General features: G+C 47.8%; 13 protein-coding genes. 12 read left to right on the plus strand and 1 reads right to left on the minus strand.

The window, feature by feature from the left end; genetic code table 11:
• Positions 1–11: 11 nt before the first annotated feature.
• Genes ABJ384_RS02605 through ABJ384_RS02660 form a run of 12 tightly spaced genes read left to right on the plus strand, consistent with a single transcriptional unit; the run spans position 12 to position 11,738 of the window.
• Entirely contained in the window at positions 12–890 is an 879-nt protein-coding gene (locus ABJ384_RS02605) for an acyltransferase (protein ID WP_349929695.1), read from the plus strand.
• Positions 890–2,422, plus strand: coding sequence for an aromatic amino acid ammonia-lyase (locus ABJ384_RS02610; RefSeq protein WP_349928714.1), 1,533 nt, complete (start codon positions 890–892; stop codon positions 2,420–2,422). Before ABJ384_RS02605 ends, ABJ384_RS02610 begins: the two co-directional genes overlap by 1 nt.
• Positions 2,423–2,441: 19 nt before the next feature.
• Positions 2,442–2,861, plus strand: coding sequence for a thioesterase family protein (locus ABJ384_RS02615; protein ID WP_086195848.1), 420 nt, complete (start codon positions 2,442–2,444; stop codon positions 2,859–2,861).
• 6 nt (positions 2,862–2,867) lie between these two features.
• Positions 2,868–3,515, plus strand: coding sequence for an outer membrane lipoprotein carrier protein LolA (locus ABJ384_RS02620; protein ID WP_086195847.1), 648 nt, complete (start codon positions 2,868–2,870; stop codon positions 3,513–3,515).
• Entirely contained in the window at positions 3,490–5,814 is a 2,325-nt protein-coding gene (locus tag ABJ384_RS02625; protein ID WP_200223167.1) for a hypothetical protein, read from the plus strand. Before ABJ384_RS02620 ends, ABJ384_RS02625 begins: the two co-directional genes overlap by 26 nt.
• A 19-nt stretch (positions 5,815–5,833) precedes the next feature.
• A complete protein-coding gene (locus ABJ384_RS02630) occupies positions 5,834–7,132 on the plus strand; it encodes an NAD(P)/FAD-dependent oxidoreductase (RefSeq protein ID WP_349928715.1) in 1,299 nt (432 codons plus the stop codon).
• Position 7,133: 1 nt separating this feature from the next.
• Positions 7,134–7,697, plus strand: a complete 564-nt coding sequence (locus tag ABJ384_RS02635) for a DUF3261 domain-containing protein (protein ID WP_086195844.1) — start codon at positions 7,134–7,136, stop codon at positions 7,695–7,697.
• An 11-nt stretch (positions 7,698–7,708) separates the two neighbouring features.
• Positions 7,709–8,905: a beta-ketoacyl-[acyl-carrier-protein] synthase family protein gene (locus ABJ384_RS02640; protein WP_349928717.1), complete on the plus strand. Its 1,197-nt coding sequence runs from the start codon at positions 7,709–7,711 to the stop codon at positions 8,903–8,905.
• Positions 8,902–9,339, plus strand: a complete 438-nt coding sequence (locus ABJ384_RS02645; RefSeq protein ID WP_180042757.1) for a 3-hydroxylacyl-ACP dehydratase — start codon at positions 8,902–8,904, stop codon at positions 9,337–9,339. Before ABJ384_RS02640 ends, ABJ384_RS02645 begins: the two co-directional genes overlap by 4 nt.
• Positions 9,336–10,061, plus strand: coding sequence for a 3-ketoacyl-ACP reductase FabG2 (locus ABJ384_RS02650; protein WP_180042756.1), 726 nt, complete (start codon positions 9,336–9,338; stop codon positions 10,059–10,061). Before ABJ384_RS02645 ends, ABJ384_RS02650 begins: the two co-directional genes overlap by 4 nt.
• Positions 10,061–11,281, plus strand: a complete 1,221-nt coding sequence (locus tag ABJ384_RS02655; RefSeq protein ID WP_180042755.1) for a beta-ketoacyl-ACP synthase — start codon at positions 10,061–10,063, stop codon at positions 11,279–11,281. The genes ABJ384_RS02650 and ABJ384_RS02655 overlap by 1 nt, the downstream gene beginning before the upstream one ends.
• Before the next feature lie 22 nt (positions 11,282–11,303).
• On the plus strand, positions 11,304–11,738 hold the full coding sequence (locus tag ABJ384_RS02660; protein ID WP_180042754.1) for an excinuclease: 435 nt from the start codon (positions 11,304–11,306) through the stop codon (positions 11,736–11,738).
• Positions 11,739–11,857: 119 nt separating this feature from the next.
• Here ABJ384_RS02660 and secF read toward each other — a convergent pair whose 3' ends face one another.
• On the minus strand, positions 11,858–12,826 hold the full coding sequence (gene secF / locus ABJ384_RS02665) for a protein translocase subunit SecF (RefSeq protein ID WP_180042753.1): 969 nt from the start codon (positions 12,824–12,826) through the stop codon (positions 11,858–11,860).
• Positions 12,827–12,829: the final 3 nt, after the last annotated feature.

Below are 12,829 nucleotides of genomic sequence, written 5' to 3' on the forward strand. Positions count from 1 at the left end.
AACGTGGCGGTATGTTACCGTTGACTTTGATGTTGGCTTTCTATCGCGTAGGCGGGCGATGGCTGTGTCGCATATTGCTGTATTTTATTATTTTGTGGTACTGGCTGTTTGCGATCGCAGCACGTCAGGCTTCAATGCAATATTTGACCCGATTGCACCATTTTGCAGGTAAAAACTCTCCATTTCCGCATACGCCGAGTCTGACACATAGCTATCAGCATTTTATGCAGTTTGGCGAATGTATTCTGGATAAAATTGAAGGCTGGCTGGGCAATATTCCCGAGCAGCAATTACAGTTGCATGGTCATGAGCATTTTCGTGCCCGCTATCAAAAGGGGGCTGTCATTGTGGTGTCGCATTTTGGCAATATCGAGTTGCTGCGGGCGATCAAGTCGGAATATCCACAAAAAATTAATGTGCTGGTCTATCAAAAACATGCCACCAAATTTAACCAGTTCCTGAAAAAACTCAATCATCATGCCGATGTCAATTTGATCTCGGTGGATGAACTCGGTATTGAAACTGCCCTGATTTTGCAGGAAAAACTCGATCAGGGTGAATGGGTGATTGTGGCAGCAGACCGCGTACCGGTGCAGTCAGACCGGGTTCAAGCCGTTTCATTTTTAGCTGAACAGGCGAACTGGCCGCAAGGGGCCTGGATTTTGGCCAGTTTGCTGAAAGTGCCAGTGCTGGCCGTGTTCTGTTATCGGGTCGGTACTCATTTTGAAGTACATATCCATTCGATTGCTGAACAACTGAATTTTCCGCGTAACAACCGTCTGCAAGCCATGCAAACGACCATCCGTGAATATGTATCACTCCTTGAGCAGCACTGTATTCGTGCGCCGTATCAATGGTTTAATTTTTATAATTTTTGGAACAAAGATTAATGCAAGTTTTAGTTATTGGGGAAAGTCCACTTTCAATTGAAGATGTGGTGGCAGTCGCACGTCAGGAAAAACGCGTGGCTTTACCGGACTCAAATGAATGGCGCAATTTGATTCAGCGCGGTGCTGATTTTCTGGATCAACTGTTGCAGGATGAAGGCGTGATTTATGGCGTGACCACCGGTTATGGCGATTCCTGTCTGGTGGAAATTCCTGCGCATCAGGTCAATGAACTGCCTTTGCATTTATCGCGTTTCCATGGCTGTGGTCTGGGACAAAATCTGGATTTAATCACCGCACGTGCGGTGGTGGTGACACGCCTGTGCTCGCTGGCACGTGGCTATTCCGGGGTTTCGCATGCGCTGCTGGAACGTCTGGTCTGGATGTTAAATGAAAACGTGATTCCAGTGATTCCCTCTGAAGGTTCGGTGGGGGCCAGTGGCGATTTAACCCCATTATCCTATATTGCCGGCGCATTGGTCGGTGAGCGCGATGTGTATGATCAGGGACAGATTGTTCCGGTCAGTCAGGTTTATGCAGAAAAAGGCCTAGAACCCCTAGTGATGCGTCCCAAAGAAGGCTTGGCACTGATGAACGGTACGGCGGTGATGACCGCGATTGCCTGCCTGAACTATAAAAAAGCTGAACAGATCAGCTTGGCCAGTACCTGTATTACCGCGCTGAATGTCTTGGCTTTGGAAGGTAATCCGAGCCATTTTGATGAAGTGCTGTTTGCGCAAAAACCGCATCCGGGCCAGCAAAATATTGCCGCACAGCTGCGTGACTGGCTGAACAGTGAAGTACAGACTGAACATCAAAGTTCACGTCTGCAGGACCGTTATTCGCTACGCTGCGCACCGCATATTATTGGCGTATTTGAAGATTCTAAAGTATGGCTGCGCCAGTTTATTGAAAATGAACTGAATTCCAGTAATGACAATCCGCTGATTGATCCGGTGAACTTGCGTGTGTTGCACGGCGGGCATTTCTATGGCGGTCACATTGCCCAGGCCATGGACAGCCTGAAAATCATGATTGCCAATATTGCCGACCTCATGGACCGTCAGCTGGCGCAACTGGTGGACTATAAAATGAATAATGGTTTGCCGCGTAATTTAACTGGGGCAACCGACGAGCGCCTACCATTGAATCATGGCTTTAAGGCGGTGCAGATTGGCGTGTCGGCATGGACGGCAGAAGCCTTGAAACAGACCCTTTCTGCTTCGATTTTCTCGCGCTCGACCGAATGTCATAACCAGGACAAGGTCAGTATGGGTACCATTGCCGCACGTGACGCCAGCCGTGTGATCGTACTGACCGAACAGGTGATTGCGGCCCTGTGCTGTGCCAGTGTACAAGCCATTCATTTAAAAACTCTGGATGGAAAATTGTCTGAAGTTCTCGCCACATTTAAGGCCTGGGTGTTACAAACCTTTGATTACGTGGTGGAAGACCGGCCATTGCAGCACGAGTTGCAGCAACTGGTGGATCGACTGGAAAATCTGCAATTATTGAACAGTGGACTTGTTCGCTAAACGTGATGGGAAACAGACGATGCATGCCGATGTGATTATAGAAGTGCCCTTTCATGATGTGGATACCATGGACGTGGTTTGGCATGGGCATTATTTAAAGTATTTTGAAATTGCCCGCTGCAAGTTGCTGGACCAGTTTCAGTATAACTATAAGCAGATGCGCGCTTCTGGCTATGCATGGCCGGTGATTGAAAGTCATGTGCGTTATGCGCATGGCATCCTATTTGAGCAGAAAATTCGGGTACGTGCCATTTTAAAAGAATGGGAAAACCGCCTGAAAATTGAATACCAGATTTTTGATGCCGAAAGTGGAAAAAGGCTCACCAAAGGCTATACCACGCAAGTGGCGGTAGATATTGCCAGTCGGGAAATGTGTTTCCAGTCGCCGCAAGTTTTATTGCAGCGTTTAAATGCCTGGTCTGAATTTAAGCCGGAGTAAAGCAAGATGACATCTTTCAATCTACCACGTGCAGCAGGATTATTCCTGGCTGGACTGCTGTCGCTGATCACGTTGCTGTCACAAGCAGTACATGCGCAAAATCCGCAGCTCAGACAGATCTTTGCTCAACTTTCCGAAACACCAACGGTGCGGGCCAATTTTGAACAGCAAAAAAAACTGGCGAGTATGAACAAAACTTTCATCTCCAAAGGCACGGTGTTATTTTCCAAATCGCATGGCGTAATCTGGAAAATCCAGAATCCGGTCAAGGCTGACCTGATTGTGACCCCACGTAAACTGGTGCAAAAAACCCAGCGGACCTATAGCCAGATTGAAATTGATAAATCTCCTTATGGTTCGGTCGCGACTATGTTCTTGCAGCTGATGTCGGGGAATGAAGCGGCTTTAGCCAAAAACTTTAGTATTGTTTCGGCCAGTTATAGTCCGGCACAGTGGACTGTGGCCTTAACCCCGAAAAGCAGTTTATTTAAAAAACTGTTTGTCCGGGTCGATGCGCAAGGGCAGCGTTATGTGGACCGTATTGTGATTCGCGAGAAAGCCAATAACAGCACCAGCATTCGCTTTAGCCAGCAAACCACCCAACCCCAAACCTTAACGGCTGAGGAAAATGCACTTTTCCAACTGGCAAAATAAATTTACCGCACTGTGGCTGCTTGTACTCTGCGTGATTGCCATTGCGCTGGGTAGTGCATGGCTGAAAAAAGACATTCATATTCAAACCAATATCTTTGCTTTATTGCCGGAAGCCCACCATGACCCGCGGCTGGAACGGGCGCAGCAATATGTCAGTCAGCAGCTGAATGACAAAGTCTTTGTGGTGCTGAATGCCCAGGATGATGCCACCCTGACCAAAGCCACAGCGACTTTTAAACAAAAGGTGGCACAAAGTGATTTATGGCAGCCCTTACATGCACAGCTGGACAGTGACAAGTTTGCCCAGGTGTTGTATCAGCATCGTGCCGGTTTGCTGTCATCCACAGATCAAAAGCTGCTGGAGCAACAGGATTATGCCGCGCTGAGCGAACAGGGCCTGTTGCAGATCATGAGTCCGGGTATGCCGGTCACAGCAGAGCTGTTACAACAAGATCCGCTCTTATTATTTCCACGTTATGCTGTCAGCTTATCCGGTTTACAGGTGAACCCGGATATTGCGCTGGAAGATGGCTTTGCCACCATTCGCGATGAGCAGGGCATTTCCCGCCTTATCGTTTTGCAGCTCAAAAATAGCCCTTACAATATTGATTATCAGGAAAAAACTGCCGCATGGATTGCACAGTTAAATTTAAAATTGAAACAGATGCGAGTTGAGCCGCACTGGACCGGAACGTTATTGTTTGCCCAGTTCGGTACCACCTCGGCGGAAAAAGAGATTTCCACCATTGGGGTCGGTTCGACCATCGGGATTTTCTTCCTGGTGCTGTTTGGTTTCCGCTCGGTTCGTCCCATGCTCACGGAAATGATTGCTGTAGGCACCGGCTGTCTGGTGGCCTTTGCCATCACCCATGCAGTGTTTGGGGAAATTCACCTGATGACCTTAGTGTTTGGTGCTAGTCTGGTCGGAGTCTGTGTCGACTTTTCCTTTTACTTTATGGCGATGCAATCACAGCATCGGCATATTAACGGTTTTGCCGTACTGAAACCGCTGTTGCCCAGTCTGTTTATGGGTCTGATGACGACATTGGTGGCTTATATTTTCCTCAGCTTTACCCCATTTCCAGGCTTTAGGCAGATTGCTGTTTTCTCAATGGTGGGGCTGGCTGCGGCATGGATCACCAGCATTTTATTGTTGCCAAGACTGCCGGCATTAAATGCTGAACCGGCGATTCGCCGCTTGAGTTTTATTGGCCAAGCCCGAACCTTTATTCAGGCCAGAAAGGGGCTGCGTTATGGCTTGATCGCCGTCATTACCGTGGTCACCGGCAGTAGCCTGATGTTGCTGCAAAGCAATGATGATATCCGTAACCTGCAAAGTATGGATCAACAGCTGAAACAGGAAGACCAGTATGTGCGTGAACGCTTTATGCAGCAGCAAAGCAGCGAATACTTTGTGGTGCATGGTGATACGCTGCAGCAGCTGGAACAGAATGAACAGCAATTGCTGCAAAAATTGCAACTGTTACAGGCGCAAAACAAGCTGGAAGGTTTTCAGGCTCTCGGTCAATGGTTGCCCTCCAAAGCACAGCAGCAACACAATATTCAATTGTTGCAAGCCATTCCGACTAGTGCCTTGCAGGACTATGCCGCAGCATTGCAGCTGAATCCGGCAGAGGTCTTGGCCTGGCAAAAACAGTTGGCCCGGCAGCCTTTACTCAGTCCAGCTGAAATGAGTCAGCATCCTTTGGCCTTTTTACAAATGAGCCCAACCGAGCGTCTGGTGCTGCTGCAAAATGTACATGATGTGGCTGCCCTGCAACAGCTGAATAGTCCACAGGTACAGTTATTGCGTCCGGTAAACCAGTTGTCTGAACTGTTCCAGCAACACCGTATTCAGGCACAGTGGTTGCTGCTTTCTGCCTTAGTCTGCCTGATGATTGGTTTGGGGATACTGTATGGGCTTAAGTCGGTTTTGCCTTTGGTGTTACCGGTCAGTCTGGCTTTAATGACCACCTTCGCCATTCAGGCCTGGCTCGGAGTGGAAATCAATCTGTTCAGCATTATGGGCACTTTCCTGATTATCGGGATTGGGGTGGACTATGCCATTTTTTACCGACATGGACATGATCATCCACAAGTAGTTGGCATGGCCTTATTCCTATGTATGATGTCGACCTTATTAGGTTTCGGGTTATTATCCTTTAGCCAGACTTATGCCATTCACTGCTTTGGTTTGACGGTTTTATTTGGGGTTATTTTTTCATTTATCTATGCAACATTGTTTACATCATCCGATGCCAAACATGTTGTGCTTCAACAGTATCAGCCAAAGAGCTGAAAAAATAAGGTACAGTGCAATGAGCACCATGCAACACACAGATGTATTGATTATTGGCGCAGGGCCATCGGGGAGTTCGGCAGCAGCATTACTGCGCCAGAAAGGCTATCAGGTCACGATCATCGAAAAACAGCATTTTCCACGCTTTTCCATTGGCGAATCATTACTGCCGCAATCGATGGTGTTTCTAGAGGAAGCCGGATTGCTGGATACGGTGCGTGAGCATGTCGAACAGTTTGCCTTCCAGTTTAAAAATGGCGCGGCTTTTTTAAAGGGGCAGCAGCGCAGTTTTTATGATTTCCGCGAGAAATTTAGCGATGGTCCCGGCACCACATGGCAAGTGCGCCGTGCCAATTTTGACCATTTACTGGCACAGCAGGCAGAAAAATACGGTGCCGACATCCGTTTCGGCCATGAAGTGATTGATGTCAATGTTCAGCCCGAACATCCGATTTTAACGGTCAAAGATGAACAGCAAAATGTGTATCAGATTCAGGGCAAATTTTTGCTCGATGCTAGCGGTTTTGGCCGGATTTTACCGAAATTCCTCGATCTGGAAAGCCCATCCGATTTTCCGGTACGTCGTGCCGTGTTTACTCATATTGAAGATGGCATTCTGGATGACCCGGAATTTGACCGGGAAAGAATCCTGATTACGGTACATGCCAAAGACCCACGTGCCTGGTACTGGCTGATTCCATTTGCTGATGGCCGTTCCTCTTTCGGGGTCGTAGCCGAGCAGGATTTCTTTGAACGCTATGGCTTTGATGGCAGTGCCGATTATGATCTGAATGCCTTGTTGCCGCGGATTCTGGCAGATGAAGAAAGCCTGTCGCATGTGCTGCGCAATGTCAAATTTGACATGCCGGTGCGTACCCTGGTGGGCTACTCTGCCGATGTCAAACATCTGGCCAAGCGTAACTATGCTTTATTGGGTAATGCCGGTGAATTCCTCGACCCGGTATTTTCTTCCGGTGTGACCATTGCCCTGAAATCTGCCAGTCTGGCCATTCCACTGGTTGATCAGCAGCTGCAAGGACAGCCGGTCGACTGGACGGAGCAATATGAAAAACCGCTACGTGCCGGTATTCAGGTGTTCCGTGCCTATGTGGAATCATGGTACAGCGGTGAATTTCAGGATGTGGTGTTCTCGAAAAATCAGGATGACAAAATCCGCCGCATGGTCTCTTCCTTACTGGCCGGCTATGCCTGGGACAGCAACAATCCAATTTATAAAAATGCCAAAAAGCGTTTAAGCACGCTGGCAGAATATTGCCGTGATCCGCAGTTACAACACGTCGAGATGAACGGTGCCTAGAATGAAACTGAAATGGACGGGGATTTTGCTCGGTGCAGTCCTGCTATGCGGTGGCTGCCAGTCCATGCTGCCTCAAGCACCAGGTCTGACAACGGCTGCCTGGACTGCACAAAACTACCAGCGTCAGGATCAGTTAGAAATTCAATGGAAAGAACACAGTTTCAGCTTTTTACTGTATCAGCAACAACAAGGTCAAAAGCTGGAAATGCTGGCTTTGACCCTGACAGGGCAGCAGTTATTCAAGCTCAGTTTTGATGGCCGCAAGGTTGATGTCGAACAGCGCATTGCACCAATGAAGCTGTTGCCATTTGAATTTGTGGTGCGCGACATTCTCTATGCCACCTATCCGGATTTTGCCCGCTTGCAGCAGAATGTCCGCATTGAAACTTCGGCTCAGACCTGGAAAGTATGGATCAATCAGCAGCATGTGCTGAATATTCAACAGCAGGACGGGGCCATTGAGCTGAACAATCTGCAGGTACCGTACCAGATGGTCATCAGTCCTATCAGCGAAGGCCTGACCAGCACAGAGGGGGAAAACTCAGATGTGCAAAGCACTGAATAAGGGGGATGAGCATGGGCGATAAAATCACACAATATCCTGCAGTCGGCATTCAGTTGAGTGCCGGTCTATCTGCACTCGGAAATACCGCTGAACAGATCAGACAGGCGCTGACCACGCAGCAAAATACCTTGAGCCTTCGTTCAGGATTTATTCCGGAAAAACAGGTCTGGGTAGGCGCCTATCAGCAGCCTTTAATCGAAACTGTTCCCGCATTTTTGCAGGATGTTGATTCGCGTAATCTACGTTTTGCCTTAACGGCGTTAAGCTCGATTGAAAGCGAAATCCGAGATTATACTGCGCAGTTTGATCGCAAACGTCTGGCAATTATTCTGGGCACATCGACCTCCGGCATTGCTGACAATGAAATATTGCTGAAACAGTATTTTAACCATCACAGCAAAATTGAAATTAATCACTATAAACAGGAAATGGGTAGTCTGGCCAAAGGTCTACAGATGCATCTTGGCTGGGAAGGTCCGGCATACACCATTTCCACGGCCTGTTCTTCCAGTGCCAAAGCCATGGCGGCAGGACAGCGATTGATTAATGCCAGTCTGGCAGATGCGGTGCTGGTCGGTGGTGTTGATACCTTGTGCCGGTTGACTCTGAATGGTTTTTATAGTCTGGAAAGCCTGTCCAATGATCTGTGTCAGCCCTGTGGTGCACAGCGTGACGGCATCAATATTGGCGAAGCGGCGGGACTGTTTTTATTGTCCAAAGAAAGCGCCCCTGTGATGCTGATGTCCGCCGGTGAGTCGATGGATGCCTGGCATATTTCTGCACCGCATCCGGAAGGCAAAGGGGCTGCCGAAGCCATGCAAAAGGCGCTGGATATGGCCGGCATTAGCGCCAGTGAGATTGGCTATTTAAATATGCACGGAACGGCAACGCCGCAAAATGATGCCATGGAAATTAAAGCGGTACAGACGGTATTCCAGCAATATGAAGTACCGATCAGCAGCAGCAAACATAAAACCGGGCATTGTCTGGGAGCCGCTGGAGCTATTGAAGCCGTAATTTGCCAGCAGGTGTTAGCCGATCAGTCCTGGTTGCCGCTGCATCATTCAGGCAGTATCGATCCGGAACTGGATGAAGCCAACTATGTGCTGAATGCGCAGTTGCAACAACCGATAGAATATGTCATGAGTAATTCTTTTGCCTTTGGCGGCAGCAATATCAGCCTAATTTTTGGAACAAAATTGAAATGATGGATGCAATACAGTTTATCCCGCATGAACAGCCGATGGTGTTTATCGATCATCTGATTGAAGCCAGTGACAATTTTGCCATTGCCGAACTGGTGATTCGTCCCGAATTGATGTTTTGTGAAGCGGAAGGCTTGCCGACCTGGAGCAGTATTGAACTGATGGCACAGACCATTAGTGCTTATGCCGGGCATAAAGGAAAAATGTCAGGTTTGCCGCCTAAAATTGGTTTTTTATTGGGCACGCGTAAAATGCAGTTGCCTGTGCCTTATTTTGCTTTAGGTGAAACCGTCAGGATTAAAGCGGAACAAGGTTATTTACATGAGGGGCTGGGGCAGTTTCAATGTGAAATTGAATACCGGGAACATCGCTTTAGTGCCATGTTGAGTGTATTTGAGCCGCCAGAAATGAAAGAAGAACTTAAGGATACAGTGTGAGTAGACGAATTTTAGTAACAGGCTCAAGCCGTGGAATTGGTAAAGCCATTGCCTTGCAACTGGCACAGGCAGGATTTGATGTCACCGTCCATGCGCGCTCCAGACAACAAGAAGCCGAACAGGTGGTCGAAGAAATCCATGCTTTAGGCCAAGCCAGCCATGCACTGTTATTTGATGTAAATGAACGTGAAAAAGTGCTGCAATTGCTGGAACAGGATGTTGCCGAGCATGGCGCATTTTATGGTGTGGTATTGAACGCAGGCTTAACCCGTGACGCGGCATTTCCGGCCTTAACCGACAGCGATTGGGATGAGGTGGTTTCGACCTCACTGGACGGTTTTTACAATGTACTGAAGCCTCTGGTGATGCCGATGATTCGTTTGAAACAGGGCGGTCGCATTGTGACTTTATCTTCGGTTTCAGGTTTGATGGGTAATCGGGGACAGGTCAATTACAGTGCCGCCAAAGCCGGCCTGATTGGCGCGACCAAGGCTTTGGCACTGGAACTGGCGAAACGCAAGATTACCGTGAACTGTGTGGCACCGGGTTTAATTGAAACCGAAATGGTCACTGAAGAAGTGAAAGAACATGCCCTGAAAATGATTCCCTTACAACGTATGGGGCAGGTTGATGAAGTCGCCAAAGTAGTGAAATTTTTATGCAGTGATGATGCCAGTTATATCACCCGACAGGTGATTTCGGTCAATGGGGGCTTGATTTGATGAAACGTGTTGTAGTGACGGGCATGGCTGGAATCACCTCTTTAGGTGAAACCGCAGATCAGGTATTTGCACAATTTGAACAGGGCAAAAGCGGTATTCGCTATATGCCGGACTGGGAGGTGTATACCGACTTGCGCAGCAAACTGGGTGGTCCGGTCGAATCCTATACCATTCCCAAGCATTTTAACCGTAAAGTGACCCGCGGCATGGGTCGGGTGGCCCTGATGTCAACGGTCTGTGCTGAAAAAGCCTTGGAAGATGCCGGTCTGTTAAATGACCCGGTTTTAAGTAGTGGTCAAACTGGTGTGGCCTTCGGTTCATCTGCTGGCAGTGTCGATGCAATTGGCGAGTTTGGCAGCATGTTGATTGATAACAACATGAACAAACTCAATGCCACCACGTATATCCGCATGATGTCGCATACCAGTGCCGTCAACATGACCGTTTATTTTGGCTTGAAAGGTTTAACCTTACCGACATCCAGTGCCTGTACCTCAGGTTCCATGGCGATTGGTCAGGCCTATGAAGCCATTAAATATGGCAAGCAGACTGTAATGCTGGCAGGTGGTGCCGAGGAACTCAGTGCCGCAGGTTCCGCGGTATTTGATGTGTTGATGGCCACCAGTAGTCAAAATGAGCATCCGGAAAAAACCCCGCGTCCATTTGATAGCAAACGTGATGGTCTGGTGGTCGGTGAAGGCGCAGGCTGTTTAATTCTGGAAGAATATCAACATGCCCAAGCACGCGGCGCCAAAATTTATGCAGAAATCATCGGTTACGGCAGCAATACCGATGGTCAGCATGTCACCCGTCCAGATGCTGAAATGATGGGACGCTGTATCCAGTTGGCTCTGTCAGATGCGCAAATTGCAGCAGACCAGGTGGACTATGTCAATGCGCATGGAACCTCCACCGATCAGGGCGATATTGCTGAAACCCAGGCCACGGCTCGCGTACTGGGCAAAAAACCGATCAGCTCTTTAAAAAGCTATTTTGGCCATACTTTGGGGGCTTGTGGAGCAATTGAAGCCTGGCTCAGTATCGAGATGATGCAGCGTAGCCAGTTTATACCGACATTAAATCTGGATGAAATTGATGCGGCCTGTGGCGATCTGGATTACATCATCAAACAGTCAAGAAATATGCATGCCGACATAGTTATGAGTAACAATTTTGCTTTTGGAGGAATTAATACCTCCCTGATTTTTAAACGTGTCTAACAACAATTAGAGGGTATACATCATGTTGATGAAGAAATTAACACTTACAGCTGCATTGTGTTTGGGTGGAATCGTTTCAGCTCAAGCTGCAGATCAAATGCATGACTTCAACTTCCAGGAAGCGGTGAGTCGCGCAGTTGCTGACGGTACACTGGACGGTTCGGTTAAGTTTTACTTGGCGGGTACACGTGCGGGTGGAAAAGTCATTCAAAAAGGTTTAGTGAGCAATAAAAAAACCAATGGTTTTGCCAAGTCTGCTGAAAGTTCATGCGATCATGTTTTACGTTCCGCTTTAATCCAGTTCCAGAACACTGCCAAGGCAAAGGGTGCCAATGCTGTCACCAATATTGTGAGCTACTATAAAGCAAACGAAACCCGCAGTACCACCACTTATCAATGTGCCAAAGGAACTGCGGTTGCCGGTGTAGCCTTAAAAGGTGATCTTGCAAAACTATAAGCTTGTGCATTCATACTGATAAAATTTCAGATCTCGTACAGCATTTTATATTTTTGACCTGCATAAAGAAGCCCATCACATGATGGGCTTTTTTATCGAATTTAAAGAAAGCACAGAAATTACTTTGGAATTTCCTGTTCCTCATCAAATTCAGGTTTCACCTGTACAATAAAGTCCTGACGGTTCAGGCCACGCCATAAGGCAAATGCAGTACCAATATAAATTGAAGAATAGGTACCGACAAATACACCAATAAACATCGCAATCGAGAACCAGTGCAGACCTTCACCGCCCAGGAACATCATCGCGACAACGACCAGCAATAAAGTCATGGAGGTGTGGATGGTCCGACGTAAGGTTTCAGTCAACGCGATATTGACGATTTCAACTGGCGAGGCACCGCGAATCTTGCGAAAATTTTCACGGATACGGTCGGATACCACAATGTTATCGTTTAACGAGAAACCTAACAGCGCAAGAATAGCTGCCAGTACGGTTAAATCAAACGGCCATTGCATCATGGCAAAAATACCAATGGTGACAATGATGTCATGGAATAACGAAAGCACCGCACCTACCGCCAGCTTGAATTCAAAACGAATGGTCACGTAAACCAGCATGAGCAGTAATGCCAAGGCTACAGCACCTGCCGAACGAATATACAGCTCGTTACCGACCTGTCCACCGACAGAATCCACTTTGTGGACCTCAGCAGGGTTATTCGGTAATTGTGCTGCTTTGGTGATGGCGTTATTCAGATCTTCTACTTCAATGTTCTGAACAGGCATACGAACCAGAAGGTCTTTGTTACTGCCGAGGGTTTGTACCACAGCATCCTTAAAGCCCGCCTGGTTCAAAGCCTGAATAACTTCGACCTGATTGGCCGGTTGTTTATAGTTCAGCTCAGCAGATACACCGCCAGTAAAGTCCAGACCGAGGTTTAGACCTTTGGTGACAATAAAGAAAATACTGGCCAAAGTTAAAAGAATAGAGATGATTGCCGCAGGTTTGGCAATCTTCATAAAGTCAATGATGCGCTCATCATCCGGGCGACCGTATTTCTTTTTCGGTTGAGTCATATCAGTCATCTT

The organism is Acinetobacter sp. A1-4-2, assembly GCF_040233925.1.
Taxonomy (GTDB): domain Bacteria; phylum Pseudomonadota; class Gammaproteobacteria; order Pseudomonadales; family Moraxellaceae; genus Acinetobacter.